This is a genomic window from Microbacterium hydrocarbonoxydans, assembly GCF_000956475.1.
GTDB lineage: Bacteria > Actinomycetota > Actinomycetes > Actinomycetales > Microbacteriaceae > Microbacterium > Microbacterium hydrocarbonoxydans_A.
The window spans coordinates 455,600-478,218 of record NZ_JYJB01000009.1; the positions used below are offsets into that span (position 1 = coordinate 455,600).

General features: G+C 68.2%; 19 protein-coding genes. 14 read left to right on the forward strand and 5 right to left on the reverse strand.

Features of this window, described 5'->3' with window-relative positions:
* Positions 1–11 precede the first annotated feature (11 nt).
* The gene (locus RS84_RS11345) at positions 12–890 is read right to left on the reverse strand and encodes a LysR family transcriptional regulator (RefSeq protein WP_045257881.1); all 879 of its coding nucleotides are present in this window, start codon (positions 888–890) and stop codon (positions 12–14) included.
* A gap of 86 nt (positions 891–976) precedes the next feature.
* On the opposite strand from RS84_RS11345, the gene RS84_RS11350 reads away from it, so the two are divergent.
* From RS84_RS11350 to RS84_RS11375, 6 genes are all read left to right on the forward strand, one after another.
* Complete coding sequence (locus RS84_RS11350) at positions 977–1,471, forward strand: carboxymuconolactone decarboxylase family protein (RefSeq protein WP_045257882.1); 495 nt, start codon at positions 977–979, stop codon at positions 1,469–1,471.
* Positions 1,468–1,836 carry a nuclear transport factor 2 family protein gene (locus tag RS84_RS11355; RefSeq protein WP_045257883.1) on the forward strand — a complete coding sequence of 123 codons (369 nt, stop codon included), beginning with the start codon at positions 1,468–1,470 and terminating at the stop codon, positions 1,834–1,836. Before RS84_RS11350 ends, RS84_RS11355 begins: the two co-directional genes overlap by 4 nt.
* A gap of 99 nt (positions 1,837–1,935) precedes the next feature.
* A complete protein-coding gene (locus RS84_RS11360) occupies positions 1,936–2,697 on the forward strand; it encodes an ABC transporter ATP-binding protein (protein ID WP_045257884.1) in 762 nt (253 codons plus the stop codon).
* Positions 2,694–4,154 (forward strand): ABC transporter permease, encoded by a 1,461-nt coding sequence (locus RS84_RS11365; protein WP_045257885.1) that lies wholly within the window; start codon positions 2,694–2,696, stop codon positions 4,152–4,154. The genes RS84_RS11360 and RS84_RS11365 overlap by 4 nt, the downstream gene beginning before the upstream one ends.
* A gap of 77 nt (positions 4,155–4,231) precedes the next feature.
* Positions 4,232–4,888, forward strand: coding sequence for a 2-phosphosulfolactate phosphatase (locus tag RS84_RS11370; protein WP_045257886.1), 657 nt, complete (start codon positions 4,232–4,234; stop codon positions 4,886–4,888).
* A gap of 84 nt (positions 4,889–4,972) precedes the next feature.
* Entirely contained in the window at positions 4,973–5,407 is a 435-nt protein-coding gene (locus RS84_RS11375; RefSeq protein WP_045257887.1) for a DUF3054 domain-containing protein, read from the forward strand.
* Between the two features lies 1 nt (position 5,408).
* On the opposite strand, the gene RS84_RS11380 is transcribed toward RS84_RS11375, so the two are convergent.
* From RS84_RS11380 to RS84_RS11395, 4 genes are all read right to left on the reverse strand, one after another.
* Positions 5,409–5,897: a SprT-like domain-containing protein gene (locus RS84_RS11380; RefSeq protein WP_045257888.1), complete on the reverse strand. Its 489-nt coding sequence runs from the start codon at positions 5,895–5,897 to the stop codon at positions 5,409–5,411.
* Between the two features lie 65 nt (positions 5,898–5,962).
* The gene (locus RS84_RS11385) at positions 5,963–6,490 is read right to left on the reverse strand and encodes a hypothetical protein (RefSeq protein ID WP_045257889.1); all 528 of its coding nucleotides are present in this window, start codon (positions 6,488–6,490) and stop codon (positions 5,963–5,965) included.
* Between the two features lie 123 nt (positions 6,491–6,613).
* A complete protein-coding gene (locus tag RS84_RS11390; RefSeq protein WP_045257890.1) occupies positions 6,614–7,474 on the reverse strand; it encodes a spermidine synthase in 861 nt (286 codons plus the stop codon).
* A gap of 44 nt (positions 7,475–7,518) precedes the next feature.
* On the reverse strand, positions 7,519–8,796 hold the full coding sequence (locus tag RS84_RS11395; RefSeq protein WP_045257891.1) for an LCP family protein: 1,278 nt from the start codon (positions 8,794–8,796) through the stop codon (positions 7,519–7,521).
* A gap of 143 nt (positions 8,797–8,939) precedes the next feature.
* Here RS84_RS11395 and RS84_RS11400 point away from each other — a divergent pair, with 143 nt between their 5' ends.
* The 8 genes from RS84_RS11400 (at position 8,940) to rpoC (ending at position 22,536) form a co-directional block, all read left to right on the forward strand.
* Positions 8,940–10,238, forward strand: coding sequence for a sugar ABC transporter substrate-binding protein (locus RS84_RS11400; RefSeq protein ID WP_045257892.1), 1,299 nt, complete (start codon positions 8,940–8,942; stop codon positions 10,236–10,238).
* A 12-nt stretch (positions 10,239–10,250) separates the two neighbouring features.
* Positions 10,251–11,219 carry a carbohydrate ABC transporter permease gene (locus RS84_RS11405; RefSeq protein ID WP_045257893.1) on the forward strand — a complete coding sequence of 323 codons (969 nt, stop codon included), beginning with the start codon at positions 10,251–10,253 and terminating at the stop codon, positions 11,217–11,219.
* Positions 11,216–12,049 (forward strand): carbohydrate ABC transporter permease, encoded by an 834-nt coding sequence (locus RS84_RS11410; protein WP_045257894.1) that lies wholly within the window; start codon positions 11,216–11,218, stop codon positions 12,047–12,049. The genes RS84_RS11405 and RS84_RS11410 overlap by 4 nt, the downstream gene beginning before the upstream one ends.
* A complete protein-coding gene (locus RS84_RS11415; protein WP_045257895.1) occupies positions 12,046–13,530 on the forward strand; it encodes a glycoside hydrolase family 3 N-terminal domain-containing protein in 1,485 nt (494 codons plus the stop codon). The genes RS84_RS11410 and RS84_RS11415 overlap by 4 nt, the downstream gene beginning before the upstream one ends.
* Positions 13,531–13,544: 14 nt before the next feature.
* On the forward strand, positions 13,545–14,420 hold the full coding sequence (locus RS84_RS11420) for a MurR/RpiR family transcriptional regulator (RefSeq protein ID WP_052676336.1): 876 nt from the start codon (positions 13,545–13,547) through the stop codon (positions 14,418–14,420).
* Between the two features lie 142 nt (positions 14,421–14,562).
* Positions 14,563–14,865, forward strand: a complete 303-nt coding sequence (locus RS84_RS11425; protein ID WP_045257897.1) for a hypothetical protein — start codon at positions 14,563–14,565, stop codon at positions 14,863–14,865.
* Between the two features lie 221 nt (positions 14,866–15,086).
* Entirely contained in the window at positions 15,087–18,587 is a 3,501-nt protein-coding gene (locus tag RS84_RS11430) for a DNA-directed RNA polymerase subunit beta (RefSeq protein WP_045257898.1), read from the forward strand.
* 73 nt (positions 18,588–18,660) lie between these two features.
* A complete protein-coding gene (gene rpoC, locus RS84_RS11435) occupies positions 18,661–22,536 on the forward strand; it encodes a DNA-directed RNA polymerase subunit beta' (protein WP_045257899.1) in 3,876 nt (1,291 codons plus the stop codon).
* Positions 22,537–22,619: the final 83 nt, after the last annotated feature.

Sequence of the window (22,619 nt, forward strand, 5' to 3'; positions counted from 1 at the left end):
TCCGTTCGGGCTCACCTCGCAGCGGGCGACGCTCGCAGCAGCTCGAGCAGGGCGCGCGTCGCATACGTGGGTTCGGTGCGCCATGCGATGCCGAGGCGTGAGCGGGCGCCCGGAGCTCCGATCGGCACGGCCCGCACGCCGGTCCAGCCGGCGCAGGTCGTCTCGCTGACGATGCCGACGCCGAGGCCGCGGGTCGCGAGCATCTCCACGAAGGACGGCGTCGACACCTCCCACCGGGGCGCGACCGTCCGTCCGCTCGCGGCGAGCAGGGCGTCCAGCGCGGTGCGCGCGCCGGTGCCGGAGGGCAGCGCGATGAGGTCGGCGTCGAGGAGCTCCATGGGGCGGATGCTGTGCCGCGCCGCCCACGGGTGGTGCGGCGCGACCACGGCGACGAGTGCATCATCGAACACGACCCTCGTCTCGAGGCCCTCGGGGACCCCCTCGGTCCAGGCGGCGACGGCGACGTCGCTCTCGCCCCGCGACAACGCGGACAGGAGCTGTTCCGAGGTGCCTTCGTGCAAGCGGATGTCGAGGCCCGGATGGGCCTCATGCAACGATGCGAGGGCATCGAAGAGCGAGGGCCAGGCGAGTCCCGAGACTGTCCCCACTCGCAGCGAGCCGATGACCAGTCCGCGAAGATCGTCGGCCGCTGCTCGCACCTCGCCGACGGCCGACAACGCGGCTCTGACGACAGGCAGGAGCCTCTCGCCGTCGGCGGTGAGGGCGGCTCGCCGTGCGCTCCGATCGAACAGGGTGACCCCGAGCTCACGCTCGAGCTTCTGCACCTGGGCGCTCACGCCGGACTGGCTCACGTGCACGCTGTCGGCCGCCGCGGTGAAGGATCCGTGGTCGACGACGGCGAGGAAGTAGTGCAGTTGATGAAGTTCCATATCTGAGAACGATGATAGCCATCCGAACCAGCTGTTGGACAGATGGAAACGCACGAGGGAGTCTGGTGAAGACGAAAGGAGGAGTCATGAACTCCGCACCCGCCGACCCGGCTCCCACTGTTCCCGTACTCGTCCGTCTGGACTTCGACACGACCGCGCCCCGCTTCTCCACAGCGCTCTCGCATCTCGACAACGCCGCCACGGCTGAGCTCGACAGGGCGGGGATCGATCGACTCCTGCGCGAGCTCGTCCGCATCCGCGCCTCACAGCTGAACGGCTGCAGCTACTGCGTCGATCTGCATACGACCGACGCGCTGACGGCGGGCGAGAACGCCCGCAGACTGGCCGCGGTCGCCGTGTGGCGTGAATCGCCCGTGTTCACAGCGCGGGAGCGAGCCGCTCTCGCACTGACCGAGTCCATCACCCGGGCCGCCGAGACCCACGTTCCGGATGCGGACTGGCGGGTCGCCTCCGCCGTCTTCTCGCCCGAGGAACTCGGCGCCCTGGTGTCGCTCATCGTCGTGATCAACGCGTGGAACGCCGTGGGCGTCTCCACCCGGACCTGGACGGTGTCACTGTGAGCGACGCGTCTGTCGATGCGCTGCGGGACGACACTCGCCGGGCCGCGACGATCTACTTCGACGCCTGGCGGGAGCGCGACTTCGGCCTGCTGCGCACGGTCCTCGCGGAGGACGTGCAGTTCTCGGGCGTGTTCGGTGACGCCGACGGGGTCGAGGACTGCATCGCCGGGCTGGAGGGGATGGCCGACTCCGTGATGGAGACCCTGCGGCTCACCCGGCGAATCGTCGAGGGACCCGACGCGATGACCTGGTTCGATCTCGTCGCCCGGAACGGTGCGATCGTGCCCACCGTGAACTGGAGCCATGTCGAAGGCGGGCTGATCACGCGAATCCGCGTCGTGTTCGACCCGCGCCCGCTGCTGTGAGGGGAGCGGATGCCGCGCCGCCGGATCATCCCTGAGATGTAGTCGGATGCTCCGCCAGGGCGACGCGCCGCGGCATCCGCTCTCCGTAGCGTCGATGTCATGGAGATCACGACCACCGACCTCGGGCTCGCCGCCCGCGTCCAGCACCTGAAGAAGACCTACGGCACGGGCGAAGGCACCGTGCATGCCCTCGACGACGTGAGCGTCGGCATCCGGCGAGGTCAGTTCACGGCGATCATGGGACCGTCGGGCTCCGGCAAGTCGACCCTCATGCACATCATGGCGGGACTCGACAGTCCGAGCGAGGGGCGCGCGTGGATCGGCGACACCGAGATCACGGGGCTCGGCGACCTCGATCTGACGATCCTTCGTCGCCGCCGCGTCGGCTTCATCTTCCAGGCGTTCAATCTCGTGCCCACTCTCACGGCGATGGGGAACATCATGCTGCCCTTCGAGCTCGACGGCCGGCGCCCGAGTGCGATCGAGAAGGCCCGCATCGACGGCCTGGTCGAGTCGCTCGGTCTCGGCTCGCGCCTCGAGCACCGCCCGCATCAGCTCTCCGGCGGCCAGCAGCAGCGCGTCGCGATCGCCCGCGCCCTCGCCACCGCGCCCGACCTCGTCTTCGCCGACGAGCCCACCGGCAACCTCGACTCGAAGACCGGCCGGGAGGTGCTGCGTCTGCTCGCCGAGGCGAGCCGCGATCACGGGCAGTCCATCGCGATGGTCACGCACGACGCGATCGCCGCCAGCCACGCCGATCGTGTGCTGTTCCTCGGGGATGGCCGCATCGTCGCCGACCACCCGCGTCAGAGCGCCGAGGAGATCTCGGCGTACATGCTCGCGGCGGAGGTGGCGGCGTGAGCGCGATCGCCACCGTCGTTCCGCAGACCGCGGCGACCGGGCCCCGGCTGGGCTGGCTGCGCGACCGCGGCATGGGCGCCAGCGTCCTCGTCGCGACGCTCTCGGCCGCCTTCGGAGTCGTCCTGGTCGAGACCACGGCCTACATCGGAGCCGTGCTGCAGGCCGATCCGTACATCGGAGACAGCGGAACGCTCGCGATCGTCGTCGCGATCCTCTCCGTTCTGCTGACCGCCGTCGCGATGTACGTCGCCGCGATCGTGACGGCCAACACGTTCTCGACGATCATCGCGGGGCGGACGAGGCAGATCGCGCTGATGCGCCTGATCGGGGCGACGTCGCGCTCGCAGCGCACCCAGGTGAGCCGCCAGGGCCTGGTGGTCGGGATCATCGGCGCACTGCTGGGAGCCGCCGTCGGCGTGCTGCTGGCGGCGATCGGCGTGCAGATCGGCGCGCAGTTCATCGAGAACGTGCCGCGTGACTTCACGATCGCGCAGCCGTTCATCGTGCTGCCGGCCATCGGGGTCGCGCTCACCACCTGGGTCGCGGCGTGGGCGGGGTCGCGGCGGGTGCTGTCGGTCACGCCGCTGCAGGCCATCGGAGGGTCGGTCGAGCGCGCGCACGACGAGCTCGCAGGCAAGCCAGGGCGGCACGTCGGCGCCTGGGTGCTGCTGATCTCGGGCGCGGCGCTCCTCGCGGCCGGCGTCGTGCTCGGCCTGGTCACCCCGCTCGGCGTGGTGGTCGCGTTCTTCGGCGGCATCCTCTCGTTCACGGGCCTGGCGCTCGGATCTGTGATCTTCATGCCGCCCGTGCTGCGCCTGGTCGGTCGGCTGTTCGGGTCGAGCGCCACCGCGCGGCTCGCCGCAGAGAACGCCCTGCGCTATCCGGAGCGCTCGTCGCGCATGGCGATCGGCGTGGTGATGGGCGTCACCCTGGTCACGATGTTCGCCGTGGCCCTCGAGTCGGCGAAAGCGCTGATGACGAGCCAGCTGACCGGTGACGTGCCGGATGACGTGTTCGCACCGTTCGACGCTTTCGGCACCATCATGATGGTGCTCGTCGCGGTCTCGGCCGTGATCGCCGCCGTCGGGCTCGTGAACCTGCTCACGATCGGCGTCGTGCAGCGTCGGCGCGAGCTCGGGCTGCTGCGCTCCATCGGCCTCTCGAACGCCCAGGTGCGCCGCATGGTCCTTCTCGAGGCGACGCACATCACGGTCGCCGCGACCGCGACCGGCCTCGTGCTCGGCATCGCCTACGGGTGGATCGCGGCGCAGTCGCTGCTCGGCTCGGTGCCGATACTGCCCGACTTCACACCCGCCGGGCTCATCGCCCCGCAGGTGCCATGGATCCCGGTGGTCGTGATCGTCCTCGCCACCGCCCTGCTCACCCTCGTGGCCGCGGCGACGCCCACCCGGCTCGCGACCAGGGTCGCTCCGGTCGAGGCCCTCGCCGCGGACTGAGCCGGCCGGTTCAGGAGGCGTCCCGATGCTCGTGGCGAGCATCGGGACGCACCCGGCCTCCGTCATAGGCTGGAGGGATGGGATCCCCGTTCGACCAGTCCACGTATCAGGTCCGCTTCGAGTGGGGGACGGGTGGGCTCGCCCGCCTGGCGCCCGCCGACGTCGTGGTTGTCGTCGACGTGCTGCGGTTCTCCTCGACGGTGCCGGATGCCGTGGCCTCGGGCGCTGCGGTCTCCCTCGCCGATGCGCAGGAGTGGTCGAGCAACGGGGCCGCAGTCGCCGCTGCCGCGGGAGACGCAGTGGTGCTGGTGGGCGGACTGCGCAACGCCGCAGCCACTGCCCGCGCCATCCAGGTCGAGCAGGAGCGCCGTCAGCAGCGCACCTCGGTCGCGGTGATCGCCGCAGGAGAGAAGGCCGCCGACGGAACTCTGCGATTCGCCGTCGAGGATCAGCTGGGGGCGGGCGCCGTCATCGCCGCCCTCACCGACCTCGGAATCGATCACACCGCCCCGGACGCTGCCGTCGCCGCGGAGGGATTCCGTGCGCTCAAGGGCGCGCTGCGGCACCTGCTCACCGCGAGCGGCTCGGCGCGAGAGCTCGAGATCGGCGTCGCGTCGACGGCGCGAATGGCCGAGTCGGGTATCGTCCCGGCATCCGTCGCCGAGGCGGCGTCACTCGACTCCTCCGAGGTGGTGCCGATGCTGCGCGACGGTCTCTTCGTGCCCTTCGCATAGACCGTCGGAAGAAAGCGGACGCCGGCGTGGCAACAGGCCGTGCGGTCGCCGCGGAATCCGGCGGCTTGGCCGTATGGTCGGGGCATGAGGTACCTTCCCGCTCTCATCGTCGACGCCGTGCTCGTGCTCATCTTCGCCGTGATCGGGCGCGCGTCGCATCAGGAGGATCCCGCCGGGTTCCTTCTGACCGCGTGGCCGTTCCTCGTCGCGCTGCTGGTAGGCCATGCTCTCGCCGCGCTGATGGGCTCGGGACCGCGCAGGCCCTGGTCGCTGCTGTGGGGCGTCACGGTCTGGGTCGTGACCGTGGCCGGAGGCATGCTGCTGCGCCTCGTCGCCGGCGACACGGCGCAGATCCCCTTCATCATCGTCGCGACCATCGTGCTGGGCGTGTTCCTCGTCGGCTGGCGCGCGCTGGCAGGCCTGCTGCGCAGGCGCCGTAAGAGTGAAGACGCGGATGCCGCGACATCCGCTCCTGTCGAGAGCGAGGCAGCTGCCGAACCGGAGGCGTCGGCGGACTGAGTCAGCGCGCCATCTGCGCGGCCAGGCGCGTGGCCGCGGTGATCTCGCGTCGAGTCCAGGTGAACTGGAAACGCGCGTCGTAGGTGCGCGAGCACTTGGCGCATGAGGTCGCCCTGGTCGGACGGCGGTGGCGGTAGGTCACATGCCCGGCCGGGCAGGTGCCCACCCACGGCGCGAGCTCCACGGCGGTCTCGCCATGGTGCGTCACACCCCCGTCGTAACCGAGCTCGCGGGCGATCCGCTTCCACGCGGGGCCGTGCGCCGCCTTGTGCCCGGCGAGAGCATGTGCGACCTCGTGCAGCAGCACCTGGTGGATCTCGTCGTCTTCGAAGCGCGCCGCGAGATAGCGCGATACCGTGATGCGCTTCTTGGTGTAGTCGCACTGTCCGGCCCGACGCTTCGCATTGTCGAAGCCGAACGACCAGCTGTCGTCGAGATGCAGCCTGATCAGCGCGTCGCCCCAGATGCGCACACGGTCGAGTTCCGCCATGCGCCAAGGCTAAGCCATGCCGGCGACATTGCGACGAGCAGGGCGCACCGCGTCCGGCGAGCGGCTCAGCCTGCGACGAGCTGCGACGGCCGGCGGCGCTCCGCGGCCTCGATCGCGAGCAGGGCGACCTCGAGCTCGTGGTCTTCGGCTCCGGCCTCTCGGCGCAGGAACAGCGAGCGCTTGAAGCTGTCGCGGGCGGTGTCGAAGTCACCCGCCTCGTAGGCGTTCTTGCCGTGGTGCTGGTGCGCGAACGCCGCAATCGAGGCCCAGCCCTGGCCCTCGGCCTCGGCCGCACAGGTCGTGAGCTCCTGGTCTGCGGCGGCGTGGGCGCCGCGGTACTGCAGGATCGTCGCGTGCAGCACACGGGCGCGGAGGACGTCCTTGCGGGTACCCGCCATGCGGGCCTGGCGCACGGTCTCGTCGGCGAGGACGAGCGCCTCGTCGAGGCGATCCAGCACCTTCAGGAGCCACACTCGTTCCAGCAGGGCGGGGAGGCTGCGCTGGCTCTCGATCTCGGCCAGCCTCGCGGCGCATTCATCGAGATCGACCAATTCGCGGAGGGTCTCCTGGTCGTAGCCCCGGATGAAACTCATGCTCTCGGCTCTCCTCTCGCAGCATCCCTCCCTCCAGTCTGCATTCCCCTTTCCACGGTGCCGACGAACACGCCGGGGACGCCCGACCTTGCCCGGCGTGTCGCTCGTCCGCCGGGGATGCGCTCAGCGCAGGAAGAGCGAATCGTCGGGACGGGGGGATGCCGTGGCATCCGCATCGGTCACGATCCGCGCGCCCTGGACGAACGAGACGACCTCGGCTCCCTGCGCGATCTTGGCCGGATGCGGCCCCGCGGCGAGCATGCGCGGAAGCCAGTCGGTGGGCAGGGGAGAGGCGGATGCCGCGATCACGAGGTTGCCGAAGCGGCGACCTTTGAGCACCTGGGTGTCGGCGAGGATGCCGATCTCGGGCAGCACCTCGGCGATCGTCGCCGCCTGCCTGCGGGCGAACGCGAGACCGGGGCCGTCGGCGACGTTGACCAGGAGCACTCCGGCGGGCTTCAGCAGCGCGCGCAGCTCGCGGTAGAACTCGACGCTCGTCAGGTGCGCCGGCGTCTGGGCCCCCGAGTACACATCGGAGATGACCAGATCGCAGCTGCCCGCGAGAGCCGGTGGCAGCTTCTGCACGCCGGTGCGGGCATCGCCGATCCGCACGCGGATGGATGCGCCGCGTGGCAGCGGGAGGTGCTCGCGCACGAGTGCGGCCAGCGGTGCCTCGAGCTCGATGACCTGCTGGCGGGATCCGGGTCTGGTCGCCTCGATATAACGGGGCAGCGTCATGGCGCCGGCGCCCAGGTGCACGGCCGTCAGCGGACCGGGCGGAAGCTGGTCGATCACCGCGCCCATACGAACGACGTACTCGAAGTGCAGGTGGGTCGGATCGTCGAGGTCGACGTGCGACTGCGGGGTGCCGTCGACGATCAGCTCGAAGCCGCTCGTGAACTCGCTCGGCACGATGCGGGCGAGGCCGCCATGGTCGAGCCGGGCCTGCGGGTGCTCGGTATCTCGTGCGCGCGTCCTGCCCATGCTCCGAGACTACGCGCAGACCGCTCCCGCCTCGGTCCAGGCGATCACTTCGCCTGGTTCCCCTTCGAGCAGGTGTCCTGATCCACGCTCTGGCCGGAGATCTCCGGCGGCAGCGTCGCGCGGACATCGGGCGTCTCTGTGGCGGGAGGCGTGGCGGCGTCGGTCGGAGTCTCGGCCGGGGGCGCGCTCGGCGACGGCGTCGACAGCACCACGCCCGAATGGCTCGTGACGTCACCGGAGAGGGCGATGGGCTCGCCTGCCGCGAGGGCCGCCCAGAGCGCCTCGGCGGCGTCGTCGACGGGCACCACCTTGCTCTTGGGGTTGTCAGGGTCGGGCGCGTTCGGGAACTGCACGAACACGAAGTCCGAGAAGGGGACGTCTTTCAGGGCGAGAGCAAGCTGCGCCAGCGTGAGCGGGTTGCTGAGCTTCTCGCTCGGGACGATGTTGTCGACGACGGTGTTCGCGAGCTTCAACACTGTGGACGGATCGGTCAGCGTCTCGGCGCTCAGGATCTTCTTGGCGAGCCGCGACATGTACTGCTGCTGATTGGAGATGCGCGCGAGGTCGCTCTCGTCGCCCACGCCGTGGCGAGTGCGGATGAAGGCGAGGGCGTCCTTGCCGGAGATCGTGTGGGTGCCTGGCGGGAGATCGATTCCCGCCTGCGAGTCGTGGATGCCCTCGCCGGCGACGCAGACCTCGACGCCGCCGATCGCGTTGGTGATCTCGATCACGCCGTCGAAGCTGATCTTCGCCGCGAACTCGACGGGCAGGCCGCTCATCTCGGTGATGGTCTGCGCGATGCACGAGATGCCGGCGTGATCGAACAGCGAGTTGAATGACGCCTTGCTCATCGACGGGGCCTTCGAGCCGTCGACGCGAGTGCATTGGGGCACCTCGACCATGAGGTCGCGGGGGAACGAGACGACGGTGACGTTGCGGGGCGCGGCCGACACGTGCACGAGCAGGTTCACGTCGTTGCGGATGCCGTCGTCGGCCTCGCTGCATCGAGCACCCAGGTACGACGTGGTGATCTCGCCGCATTCGTCGGTGCCGACCACGAGGATGTTGAAGGCGCGGTCATCGGGGTAGGCGCCCAGAGCAGGAGGTGCGACGTCATCGTCGCCTTCCAGGGCGACGGCTCCGTCGCCGACCCGGTTCGTGAGATCGATCGCGACGTAGGCGGCGACGGCCGCACCCGAGACGAGAAGCACACAGAACGCGATCCCGAGCAGCTTGAGTGCGACGGAGCCGGGGGAGGGGGAGAGCAGGTGCGCGTGGCGCGCCAGAGTCGAACGGTCGGCCTTGTCGATGGGGCGGCGCATGCCGTGAGCCTACTCTTGGAAACTTTTATCACGGCGGGATGACGATCGTGAGAATTGCTTGCAGGTAATTAGTTAGTCGTGGATACTTATCTCTGTTGGTGAGCACCCGATGCCGCCAGGACGTTTCAAAGAGGAGATCCCTGATGCACAAGCGCATTCTCTCGGCCGTGGCGCTGGGCGCCGTCGCCACGCTGAGCCTCGCCGCCTGCTCCACCGGTGGCACCGACGGCGGCGACGGCGGATCCGTCGACGGGAAGGGCCAGGAGCTCACCGTCTGGATCATGAAGGGCACGAACCCCGACTCGACCGCGTTCTACGACGCCGTGGCGAAGGAGTTCAAGGCCGAGACCGGCGCGACCGTCAAGATCGAAGAGGTGCAGTGGGCTGACGCGCACGACCGCTTCGTGACCTCGATCGCCGGCCAGACCACCCCCGACGTCGCCGAGACCGGCACGACCTGGACCGCCGAGTTCGCCGACGCGGGCGCTCTGCTGCCGATCGACGAGTACGTCGACGCCGAGAAGGGGCTGCGCGACGACCTGGTCGAGGGTCTCGAAGTCGCAGGAACCTACGACGACGAGCTCTACGGCATGCCGTGGTACGCCGGCGTCCGCTCGCTCGTCTACCGCACCGATGTGTTCGAGGAGCTCGGGCTCGAGGCGCCGAAGACGTGGGACGACATCGTCGCGGCGGGTGAGGCGATCAAGGCCGCGAAGCCCGACATGCTGCCGTTCCCTGTGGCGGGCGACGCCGAGTTCCAGGTGTATCCGTGGGTCTGGGGAGCAGGCGGCGAGGTCGCCACGCTCGACGGCAAGGAATGGACCAGCGAGCTCGACAGCAAGCAGTCGCAGGAGGGCATCGAGTTCTACACGGGTCTCGCCACCGAGCACGGCTTCTCGTCCGCCGGTGCGACCACCTGGAAGGAGACGGACCTCCGTGACGCCTTCACCCAGGGCAACGTCGCCATGATGCTCTCCGGCTCCTGGACGCCCAAGGCGCTGGTCGAGGCGAACCCCGACCTCGAGGGCAAGATCGGCGCCGCAGTGATCCCTGGCAAGGACGGCGGCATCGCGCCCTCCGTTCTGGGCGGCTCGCACCTGTCGATCTTCAACACGACCAAGAACGCCGACCTCGCGTGGGAGTTCGTCAAGATGATGACCACGGGCGACTTCGCCGAGCAGTGGGCCGACGAGACCGGGTACTTCCCCGGCGTGCAGTCGGCCATGGAGGAGGCGCTCGCCTCGACCGACCCGCTGGTCGCTCCGTTCGCGCAGCAGATGGTGGAGGGCGGAGCATCCGTTCCGGTGACCCCGAACTTCGGTGCGGTGCAGGCGAAGAAGACGACGAACTCGATGATCCAGGCGATCCTCAGCGGACAGAAGGACGTCGCCACGGCGACGAAGGATGCTGCCGCTGAGATGACCGAGCTGCTCAACCAGTAGGAAGCCCCCTTCATGACGATGGTGCACGCACCGCTGCCGGCCGCGAAGACGGAGTCCTCCTCCGCCTCCGTGGCCGGCAGGCCGCGGGGGCTCTCCCTCGCGAAAGCCCGCCCGTGGCTTCTCCTCGCCCCCGGCCTGTTCATCCTGGCGACCCTGATGCTGTGGCCGCTCGTGCAGGTGTTCCTGTTCTCGCTGCAGGACTACGGTCTGCGCGAGATCAACACCGGCGAGCAGAACTGGATAGGCCTCGAGAACTACGCGAAGGCGCTGAGCGACCCGCAGCTGTGGACCGTCGTGCTGCCCAACACCGTGGGCTTCGCCGCCGTGGCCGTGTTCGCCACGGTCGCCGTCGGCACTCTCGTCGCTCTGCTGCTCGCCAGACTCGGAACGGTGTGGCGCACCATCGTCTCCAGCTGCATCATGGTCGCCTGGGCGATGCCCGCGGTGACGGGCACCTACGTCTGGACGTTCATCTTCGACGCCGACCGTGGCGTCTTCAACCAGGTGCTGCAGAACCTGGGGCTGATGGACGAGAGCTACAACTGGTTCACGAATCAGTGGTCGTTCTACGCGATCGTGCTCCTCAACGTCGTGCACCACGGGTTCCCGTTCGTCGCGATCACCGTGCTCGCCGGTCTCCTCGGCGTCTCGAAGGAGATGCTCGAGGCAGCTGCCCTTGACGGCGCAGGAGCCTGGCGCCGCTTCTGGCAGATCATCTTCCCGACGCTCCGGCCCGTCTTCTCGGTCGTCATCATCCTGTCGACCATCTGGGACTTCAAGGTCTTCGCACAGGTGTATCTGATGCCGGGCGGCAACGGCGGCAACCGCTCTGTGCTGAACCTGGGGGTCTGGTCCTACGTCGAGTCCTTCGGACAGAACAAGTACGGGTTCGGCGCCGCGCTCGCGGTGCTGCTCACCCTCGTGCTGATCGGCATCACGATCGTGTACATCCGCTCGCTCATGAAGGAGGACGAGCTGTGAACCCGCGTCGCTCGATCATGTCGAGGGCGGGCACCGGCATCGCCGTCGCCGCCGTCCTGATCTTCACCCTCTTCCCGGTGTACTGGATGGTCTCCAGCGCGCTCGACAAGAAGGCCTCCAGCGGCGGGCAGTCGCTGCTGCCGCAGGAGTTCACCTTCGACAACTTCGCGTTCGTCCTCACCGACGGCGGCTTCGGCACGTTCCTGCGCAACTCCGCGATCGTCGCGCTCGTCACGGTGCTCGTGAGCGCCGTCGTCTGCCTCCTCGCGGCGGTCGCGGTCGCGCGCTTCCGCTTCAGATTCCGCACCACGATCCTGATGCTGATCCTGGTCGTGCAGATGGTGCCGCTCGAGGCGCTCGTCATCCCGCTGTTCCTGCAGGTGAAGAGCCTGGGGCTGCTGAACAGCATCCTGGGTCTCATGGTCGTCTATGTGGCGCTGTCGCTCGCGTTCGGCATCTGGATGCTGCGCGGCTTCGTCGCCGCGGTGCCGGTCGAGCTCGAGGAGGCCGCGTACATCGACGGCGCGAGCTGGTGGCGGATGTTCCGATCGATCCTGCTGCCGCTCGTCATGCCCGGCCTCGTCGCGACCAGCATCTTCAGCTTCATCACCGCGTGGAACGAGTTCATCTTCGCGATGACGATCCTCGGCAGTGCCACCGACCAGTACACGGTATCGATCGGCTTGAAGTCGTTCTTCGGCCTGCACTCGAACGACTGGGGCAGCATCATGGCGGCATCGACGATCATCACGATCCCGGTCATGATCTTCTTCGTGATCGTTCAGCGTCGGCTCTCGGCCGGGATGGTGGCAGGAGCGGTGAAGGGATGAGCGACGAGCTCACTCGGCTCGCCAACGGTGTGCTCTGGCCGGGCTTCCTGGGAACGACCGCTCCCGGCTGGCTGCTCGAGGAGCTGCGCGACGGTCTCGCCGGCGTCGTGTACTTCGGCCAGAACGTGGGGGGCGATCTCGGCGCGCTCAGCGCTCAGATCCTCGAGGCGAACCCGTCGGCCCTGATCGGAATCGATGAGGAGGGCGGCAGCGTCACCCGCCTCGAGACGGCCGAGGGGTCGACTCTGCCCGGCGCAGCCCAGCTCGGTCGGCTCGACGATCTCGCCGCGACAGAGGCCACGGGCGCAGAGCTCGCCCGCCGCGTGCGCGACATCGGCGCGAACGTGGTCCTCGGCCCGGTCGCCGACGTGAACACCGACCCGCGCAACCCGGTGATCGGCGTACGCGCCTTCGGAGACGACGAGCGGCTGGTGTCGCGCCACGTCGTGGCCGAGATCCGCGGAATCCAGCGCGGCGGGGCGGCCGCATGCGTCAAGCACTTTCCCGGCCATGGCGACACGCATCTCGATTCACACCATGCGCTGCCAGAGATCGCGCTTGCCGTCGAGGAGCTGGAGCGCGTGCATCTCGAGCCGTTCCGGGCCGCGATCGACGCGGGCGTCGAGGCCATCATGACCGCGCACATCGTGGTCCCCGCGTGGGGCGATCAGCCGGCCACGTTGAATCCGCGTGTTCTCGGCAGACTTCGCGAGATGGGCTTCGAAGGCGTCATCATCACGGACGCCCTCGACATGGCGGCGATCCGCGAGACAGTGGGCATCGGCGGGGGAGCGGCTCTCGCGCTCGCCGCGGGCGCCGACCTGCTGTGCATCGGCAACCCGACGAACCCTGGCGAGAACGCGCTCGACGACCAGGACCGACGCGACTTCCTCGCGGCGCGCGACGGAATCGTCGGTGCCCTGCGTGACGGATCGCTGTCGCGCGAGCGCGTGCAGGATGCGGTCTCGAGGGTCGCGGCGATGGCGGCACAGGTGCGAACGGCTGATGCCGCCGGGGTGCGCGACTCCGAAGGGGAAGCGTTCGACGCCCTCGACGTCGTGCGCAGAGCGGTCGCGGGGACGGCGACGGCACCGGCATCCGCTCTGTCCGTCGTCGACGCGCGCCGGCGCTCTTCGCTGGCCGTCGACAGCGCGGCGGCCTATGTCGCGGCAGCTCTGGCGGGGGACGATCCCCGGGTGCGTCTCGACGTCGCCGCCACCACCGTCTCGGAGCAGGATGCTGTCCTCCACGCCGCGGTCGCCGACGAGGGCACGACCGTGATCCTCATCGATCGTCCGGATACCGATCCCGCCCAGCGCGCGCTCGTGGAGAGAGCGGCTCAGCGCGACCCCGCGGCCGTCGTGGTCAACGTCGGGCTGGCCGCGCGGTCGCCGCTCCCACTGCCGGCGATCGAGGTCGGCGCGGCCAGTCGCGTCGGAGCGCTGGTGGCGCGGGAGAGGCTGCTCGGCCGCGTAGGCTGAGCGCGGAGGCCACCGTGGACGCTGACGTTCTCGCCCTGGTTCGCAGATCCCTTTCGCGACTGAGCGCCGCCGAGGCGCGGGTCGCCGACACGATCCTCGCCGATCCGACGCTCGTCGTCGACCTCGCGATCAACGATCTCGCGAAGCTGTGCCGCACCTCGGTCTCCACCGTCGCGCGCTTCGCGCAGACGCTGGGCTTCAGCGGCTATCGCGAGCTGCGGGTCGCCGCGGCGCGCACGATCACGCTCGCTCAGGCGCAGCAGGCGCGCTTCGGTCTGGACACGACGGCGATCGATTCGGATGACGAGCCGGCGGCGATCGCCGCGAAGCTCGCGGCGCAGGAGATCGACGCGATCGAGAAGACGGCGCGGGGCGTGGATCCCGATGCGCTCGACCGCGTCGCGCGCGCTCTCGTGGCGGCCAGGCACATCGATCTGTTCGGCCACGCGGCGTCGTCGCTCACGGCGCAGGACCTGCAGCAGAAGCTCGCGCGCATCGGATTCTCGGTGTCGCACTCTCCCGATCCGCACCTCGCGCTCACGACCGCATCGCTGCGCACGTCGGCCGACGTCGTGATCGCGTTCTCGCACGCCGGCGCGACGGCTGATGTGCTGCGTGCGGTGCAGGTGGCGCGCGACGCAGGGGCGCTCGCAGTCGCGGTGACGAGCGTCGCAGATTCCGAGCTGGCGCTGGCGGCCGACGTGGTGCTTCTCACGCATGCGCAGGAGTCGCCGTTCCGGATGGCGGCGATGACGAGCCGGATCGCCCAGCTCGTGCTCGTCGACATCCTGTTCGTGCGGGTCGTGCAGCACAGCGGTGCGCCCGTCAGCATCCCCCTGCAGCTGACGCATGACGCCGCGGCCCAGCAGCGGCGCGCACCGGGAGTCTGAGTCCCGCTCCCACCCGGGAGGCAGGCGCTCCGGATCCCCTTGTACCCGGCCGCCGACGGGACTAGTTTCGCGAGTGCGCGGCGATGATGCCGCGCCGAGCCGATCGGGGAGGCGACTCGTTCCCACTGGGTAAGGAACGAAGATGAAGAGATCAGTGATCGGCTGCGCGCTCGCGCTGGGGCTCGTGCTCGGCGGCGGAGGCGCGGCATTCGCCGGTGAGACCACCGGCAACGGCGGCGACGTCCCCGGGGCGGGGCACGCGAACTCCGCATGCGCGTTCTCGGGGCAGGATCTGCCCGATTCGGTCGAGGGCAACCCGCCCGGGTTCGACGACGACGCGGTCACGGGCGGGCACGTCCAGTCCTACGGCATGTACGTCCGCGCCGACATGAAGGGCATGGTCCCGAGTCCCGGGATGGCGTGCCGGGGCGGCGTCGAGGAGTGACGTCGCGCTGAGATGATGGCGGAGGCGGATGCTTTTACCGCAGCATCCGGAATTGGTCAAGGATTTGACTTGCCATGTCGCCGATTCGTGTCTATAGTTGGTAGTTGCGCTCCTTTCTCCGTGCCCTCATATGGTGGTCGGCATCCGTTGAGCTCTGAGCGCAACTCCACCTGACGACAAAGGAATCGAGAAGCCCTGCGGGGCTCACGGAGGTTATTCCCTTGGCTGCTGCTCCCAACGCATCCACATCCACCACCACCAAGAACGGACGCGGAGCATCCCGTCTTTCGTTCGCCAAGATCTCCGACACGCTGACGGTCCCTGACCTGCTGGCTCTGCAGACCGAGTCCTTCGGCTGGCTCGTCGGAAACGACGCGTGGAAGGCACGCGTCGCCGAGGCCAAGGAACAGGGCCGCACCGACGTCAACGAGATCTCCGGTCTCGGCGAGATCTTCGAGGAGATCTCCCCGATCGAGGACCTCGGCGAGACGATGCAGCTCTCGTTCACGAACCCGTACCTCGAGCCTGAGAAGTACTCGATCGAGGAGTGCAAGGAGCGCGGCAAGACCTACGCGGCCCCGCTGTACGTCGAGGCCGAGTTCATGAACCACCTCACGGGTGAGATCAAGACTCAGACGGTCTTCATGGGCGACTTCCCGCTGCAGACCGACAAGGGAACGTTCATCATCAACGGCTCCGAGCGCGTCGTCGTCTCGCAGCTCGTGCGCTCGCCGGGTGTCTACTTCGACAAGACCCCAGACAAGACCTCCGACAAGGACATCGTCTCCGCTCGCGTCATCCCGAGCCGTGGCGCATGGCTCGAGTTCGAGATCGACAAGCGCGACCAGGTCGGCGTGCGCATCGACCGCAAGCGCAAGCAGTCGGTCACGGTCTTCCTCAAGGCCCTCGGCCTGACCAGCGAAGAGATCCTGGCCGAGTTCGCCGGCTTCCCCTCGATCGAGGAGACCCTGGCGAAGGACACCATCGTCACGAAGGAAGATGCGCTCCGCGACATCTACCGCAAGCTCCGTCCGGGCGAGCAGGTCGCCGCAGAGGCCGCCCGCGCGCTGCTGGACAACTTCTACTTCAACCCGAAGCGCTACGACCTCGCCAAGGTCGGCCGCTACAAGATCAACCACAAGCTCGGACTCGACGCGCCTCTCACCGACTCGGTGCTGACCGTCGAGGACATCGTGGCCACGATCAAGTACCTGGTGCGCATCCACGCGGGCGTCGAGACGTTCGAGGGCATCCGCTCCGGCAAGCAGGCCGAGATCCGCATCGCCACCGACGACATCGACAACTTCGGCAACCGTCGCATCCGCGCGGTGGGCGAGCTGATCCAGAACCAGGTCCGCACCGGTCTGTCGCGCATGGAGCGCGTCGTCCGCGAGCGCATGACCACGCAGGACATCGAGGCGATCACGCCGCAGACCCTGATCAACGTGCGTCCCGTCGTCGCCGCGATCAAGGAGTTCTTCGGAACCTCGCAGCTGTCGCAGTTCATGGACCAGAACAACCCGCTCGCGGGTCTGACCAACAAGCGCCGCCTCTCGGCTCTCGGCCCTGGTGGTCTGAGCCGTGACCGCGCCGGCGTCGAGGTCCGTGACGTCCACCCCTCGCACTACGGCCGCATGTGCCCGATCGAGACGCCTGAAGGCCCGAACATCGGTCTGATCGGTGCTCTCGCGACCTTCGCGCGCATCAACTCGTTCGGCTTCATCGAGACCCCGTACCGCAAGGTCGAGAACGGCGTCGTCACCGAGCACATCGACTACCTCACGGCATCCGAAGAGGTCGACTTCAACATCGCGCAGGCGAACGCCCCGCTCGACAAGAACGGCCGCTTCCGCGAGAGCCACGTCCTGGCACGCCCGAAGGGCGGATCGGGTGAGGTCGACCTGTTCCTCCCGGAGGAGATCGGCTACATCGACGTCTCGCCGCGCCAGATGGTGTCGGTCGCGACCTCGCTCGTGCCCTTCCTCGAGCACGACGACGCGCAGCGCGCGCTCATGGGCGCCAACATGCAGCGTCAGGCCGTGCCGCTGCTGCGCAGCGATTCGCCGCTCGTCGGAACCGGTATGGAGGGCTACACCGCCATCGACGCCGGTGACGTGATCACCGCCGAGAAGGCCGGTGTCGTCACCGAGGTCTCCGCAGACCGCGTCATCGTCATGCTCGACGAGGGCGGCACGCAGGAGTACCACCTGCGCAAGTTCGACCGCTCGAACCAGGGCACGTCGTACAACCAGAAGGTCGTCGTCTCGGCCGGCGAGCGCGTCGAGGTCGGAGAGGTCATCGCCGATGGCCCCGCGACCGAGAACGGCGAGCTGGCCCTCGGAAAGAACCTCCTCGTCGCGTTCATGACGTGGGAGGGCTACAACTTCGAGGACGCGATCATCCTGAGCCAGGACCTGGTGAAGGACGACACCCTCTCCTCGATCCACATCGAGGAGTACGAGGTCGACGCCCGTGACACGAAGCTGGGCAAGGAGGAGATCACCCGTGACCTCCCCAACGTCAGCCCCGAGCTGCTGAAGGATCTCGACGAGCGCGGCATCATCCGCATCGGCGCCGAGGTCCGCCCCGGCGACATCCTCGTCGGCAAGGTCACGCCGAAGGGCGAGACCGAGCTGTCGGCCGAGGAGCGCCTGCTCCGCGCGATCTTCAACGAGAAGAGCCGCGAGGTCCGTGACACCTCTCTGAAGGTGCCCCACGGCGAGCAGGGCACGATCATCGCCGTCAAGGAGTTCAACGCCGAGGACGGCGACGACGAGCTCGGCTCCGGCGTGAACCGCCGCGTCGTGGTCTACATCGCCCAGAAGCGCAAGATCACCGAGGGCGACAAGCTCGCCGGCCGTCACGGCAACAAGGGCGTCATCGCGAAGATCCTCCCGATCGAGGACATGCCGTTCCTCGCGGACGGAACCCCGGTCGACATCGTCCTGAACCCGCTCGGAATCCCGGGTCGAATGAACTTCGGCCAGGTCCTCGAGACCCACCTCGGGTGGATCGCGAAGCAGGGCTGGAAGGTCGAGGGCAACCCGGAGTGGGCTGTGAAGCTCCCGAAGGACGCGTTCGAGGCTGCTCCCAACACCAAGGTCGCCACCCCGGTGTTCGACGGTGCGAGCGAGGAGGAGATCTCCGGTCTCCTCGACTCGACGCTCCCGACCCGCGACGGCGTGCGCCTGATCGACTCGAGCGGCAAGACGCAGCTGTTCGACGGCCGTTCGGGTGAGCCGTTCCCGGCGCCGATCTCGGTGGGCTACATGTACATCCTGAAGCTGCACCACCTGGTCGACGACAAGATCCACGCGCGTTCGACCGGTCCGTACTCGATGATCACCCAGCAGCCGCTCGGTGGTAAGGCGCAGTTCGGTGGTCAGCGCTTCGGTGAGATGGAGGTGTGGGCCCTCGAGGCCTACGGCGCCGCGTACGCGCTCCAGGAGCTCCTCACGATCAAGTCCGACGACATCCTCGGCCGCGTCAAGGTCTACGAGGCGATCGTCAAGGGCGAGAACATCCAGGAGCCCGGCATCCCCGAGTCCTTCAAGGTGCTCATGAAGGAGATGCAGTCCCTCTGCCTGAACGTCGAGGTCCTCTCGGCCGACGGCACGGCTGTCAACCTGCGCGACACCGATGACGAGGCCTTCCGCGCAGCGGAGGAGCTCGGCATCAACATCTCCAGCCGCTTCGAGGCCGCCTCGATCGACGAGATCTAAGGTCTGGGCCGCCGCCTGAGGCGGCGGCCCACCACCCAGACTTCTCACAAAGAATTCCGACACAGGAGAACTAGTGCTCGACGCAACAACCTTCGATGAGCTTCGCATCGGCCTGGCGACCGCAGACCACATCCGCGCGTGGTCCTACGGCGAGGTCAAGAAGCCCGAAACCATCAACTACCGCACCCTGAAGCCCGAGAAGGATGGGCTCTTCGGTGAGCAGATCTTCGGCCCGTCCCGCGACTGGGAGTGCGCCTGCGGCAAGTACAAGCGCGTCCGCTTCAAGGGCATCGTCTGCGAGCGCTGCGGCGTGGAGGTCACCAAGAGCTCCGTCCGCCGTGAGCGCATGGGTCACATCGAGCTCGCCGCTCCCGTCACCCACATCTGGTACTTCAAGGGCGTGCCCTCGCGCCTCGGCTACCTGCTCGACATGGCGCCGAAGGACCTCGAGAAGGTCATCTACTTCGCCGCGTACATGGTGATCTCGGTCGACGAGGATGCTCGTCACCGCGACCTGGGCACGCAGGAGAACAACATCCGTCTCGAGCTGAAGACGCTCGGCGACCGCCGCGACGCCAAGATCGCGGAGCGCCTGGCCAAGCTGGAGGAGGAGCTCGCGGCTCTCGAGGCCGAGGGCGCCAAGGCCGACCAGAAGAAGAAGGTCAAGGACGCCGCCGAGAAGGAGATGTCGCTCATCCGCAAGGGTGCCGACGAGGCGATCGCCAAGCTCGAACGCGTGTGGGAGGACTTCCGCACGCTCGAGGTCGGCGCTCTTCGCCCCGAGGACGACGTGTTCCACGAGCTGCAGGACCGCTTCGGCCAGTACTTCGAGGCCCACATGGGCGCCGAGGCCATCCAGCGTCGCCTGGCGGCCTTCGACCTCGCGGCCGAGGCCGACAGCCTGCACCTGCAGATCTCCGAGGGCAAGGGTCAGCGCAAGATCCGTGCGATCAAGCGCCTGAAGGTCGTCAACTCGTTCCTGGAGACCGGTATGAGCCCGGCCGCCATGGTGCTCGACGTCGTTCCGGTGATCCCGCCGGAGCTGCGCCCGATGGTGCAGCTCGACGGTGGTCGCTTCGCGACGTCCGACCTCAACGACCTCTACCGTCGTGTGATCAACCGCAACAACCGTCTTCGTCGTCTGATCGACCTCGGCGCCCCCGAGATCATCGTCAACAACGAGAAGCGGATGCTGCAGGAGGCCGTCGACGCGCTGTTCGACAACGGCCGCCGCGGTCGCCCCGTCACCGGTACCGGCAACCGCGCCCTGAAGTCCCTCAGCGACATGCTGAAGGGCAAGCAGGGTCGTTTCCGCCAGAACCTGCTCGGCAAGCGCGTCGACTACTCGGGCCGTTCGGTCATCATCGTCGGCCCGCAGCTGAAGCTGCACCAGTGCGGTCTGCCCAAGCAGATGGCTCTGGAGCTCTTCAAGCCGTTCGTGATCAAGCGCCTGATCGACCTCGGCCACTCGCAGAACATCAAGGCCGCCAAGCGCGCCGTCGAGCGCACCCGTCCCGAGGTCTGGGACGTGCTCGAGGAGATCATCCGCGAGCGTCCGGTGCTGCTGAACCGTGCACCCACCCTGCACCGTCTCGGCATCCAGGCGTTCGAGCCGCAGCTCGTCGAGGGCAAGGCCATCCAGCTGCACCCGCTCGTCTGCGCGGCGTTCAACGCCGACTTCGACGGCGACCAGATGGCTGTCCACCTGCCGCTGTCGGTCGAGGCTCAGGCCGAGGCCCGCGTGCTGATGCTCGCGTCGAACAACATCCTGAAGCCGTCTGACGGCCGCCCGGTGACCCTGCCCTCGCAGGACATGATCATCGGTCTGCACCACCTGACCACGGTCAAGGAGGGCGCGACCGGTGAGGGCCGTGCGTTCGGCTCCGTCGGCGAGGCGATCCTGGCGAAGGACGAGGGCACCCTCGACCTGCAGGCGAAGGTCCGCATCCGCATCCCGGGTCTGACCTTCCTCGAGGGCGAAGCGCCCGAGGGCTACGAGAAGCACGGCCTGGTCGACGCGTCGCTGGGTCAGGCGATCTTCAACGACACGCTGCCGAAGGGCTACCCGTTCGTGCGCGAGGTCGCCGACAAGGGCAAGCTGTCGCAGATCGTCAACAAGCTGGCCGAGGAGTACCCGAAGACCGAGACGGCCGCAGCTCTCGACCGCATCAAGGACGCCGGCTTCTACTGGGCCACGCGCTCGGGTGTGACCGTCGCGCTCAGCGACATCCTCACCCCGCCGAACAAGGCCGAGATCGTCGCCGGCTACGAGAAGCAGGCCGCGAAGGTCCAGTCGCAGTACGAGAAGGGCCTCACGACCGACGCCGAGCGTCGTCAGGAGCTCATCAAGATCTGGACCGAGGCGACCGACGAGGTGCAGGCCGCGATGAAGGCGCACTTCCCGCAGGACAACACCATCAACCGCATGGTGTCCTCCGGCGCCCGTGGTAACTGGCTGCAGATCCGCAACATCGCGGGTATGCGAGGCCTGGTGAACAACCCCAAGGGTGAGATCATCCCGCGTCCGATCATCTCCTCGTACCGCGAGGGCCTGTCGGTGGCGGAGTACTTCATCGCGACGCACGGTACCCGTAAGGGTCTGGCCGACACCGCTCTGCGTACCGCCGACTCGGGTTACCTGACCCGTCGTCTGGTGGACGTCTCGCAGGACGTCATCATCCGCGAAGAGGACTGCGGCACGTCGAAGGGCCTCGAGCTCCCGATCGCCGCAGCCGACGCGCAGGGCGAGCTGGTGCGCGACGCGAACGTCGAGAACTCGGTGTTCGCTCGTACCCTGGCCTCCGACGTGGTCGACAGCAAGGGCGAGGTCCTCGCCTCTGCAGGCGACGACGTGGGCGACGTGCTCATCGACAAGCTGGTCGAGGCGGGTGTCGAGACCATCAAGGTGCGCTCGGTCCTGACCTGCGACTCGGCGGTCGGCGTCTGCGCGCAGTGCTACGGCCGTTCGCTCGCGACGGGCAAGACCGTCGACATCGGCGAGGCCGTCGGCATCATCGCGGCCCAGTCGATCGGTGAGCCCGGTACCCAGCTGACGATGCGTACGTTCCACACCGGTGGTTCGGCATCGGCGGATGACATCACCCAGGGTCTGCCCCGCGTCCAGGAGCTCTTCGAGGCTCGTACCCCCAAGGGTGCGTCGCCGATCGCAGAGGCCGACGGCCGCATCACGATCGACGAGACCGACAAGGCCAAGAAGGTCATCCTCACGCCCGACAACGGCGACGAGCCGGTGGTCTACCCGGTCCTGCGTCGTGCGACCCTCCTCGTCGAGGACGGCCAGCACGTCACGGTCGGTCAGCCGATCCTGGTGGGCACGCTCGACCCCAAGGAGGTCATGCGTGTCATGGGCGCCCGCGAGGTGCAGCGTTACCTCGTCAACGGCGTCCAGGGCGTCTACCGCTCGCAGGGTGTGCCGATCCACGACAAGCACATCGAGGTCATCGTCCGTCAGATGCTCCGCAAGGTCACCGTCGTCGATCACGCCGACACAACCCTGCTGCCGGGTGAGATGGTCGACCTCAAGCGCTACCAGGCGATCAACCGCGAGGCCGTGGCCGAGGGCAAGCGCCCCGCGTCGGGCCGTCCGGAGCTGATGGGTATCACGAAGGCGTCGCTCGCGACGGAGTCGTGGCTGTCGGCTGCATCGTTCCAGGAGACGACCCGCGTCCTCACGCAGGCCGCCATGGAGGGCAAGCGCGACCCGCTGGTCGGTCTCAAGGAGAACGTCATCATCGGTAAGCTCATCCCCGCCGGAACGGGACTCTCGAAGTACCGCGACGTCACGGTCGAGGCCACGGAAGAGGCCAAGAGCGAGCGCTACCCGAACCGGATCTTCGCATCCGACGGCGCGTACGCCGAGGGTGACTTCGGTTACGTCGACTTCGACGCGTTCTCGACCGACGACATCACGCCGGGCACCTACAACTGATTGAGGCGAGAGCCGGCGAGCTTGCTCGTCCGGCCGAGCCGATTGAGGTTGTCGAGCGACGAAGTCGCGACACAACTGAGGTG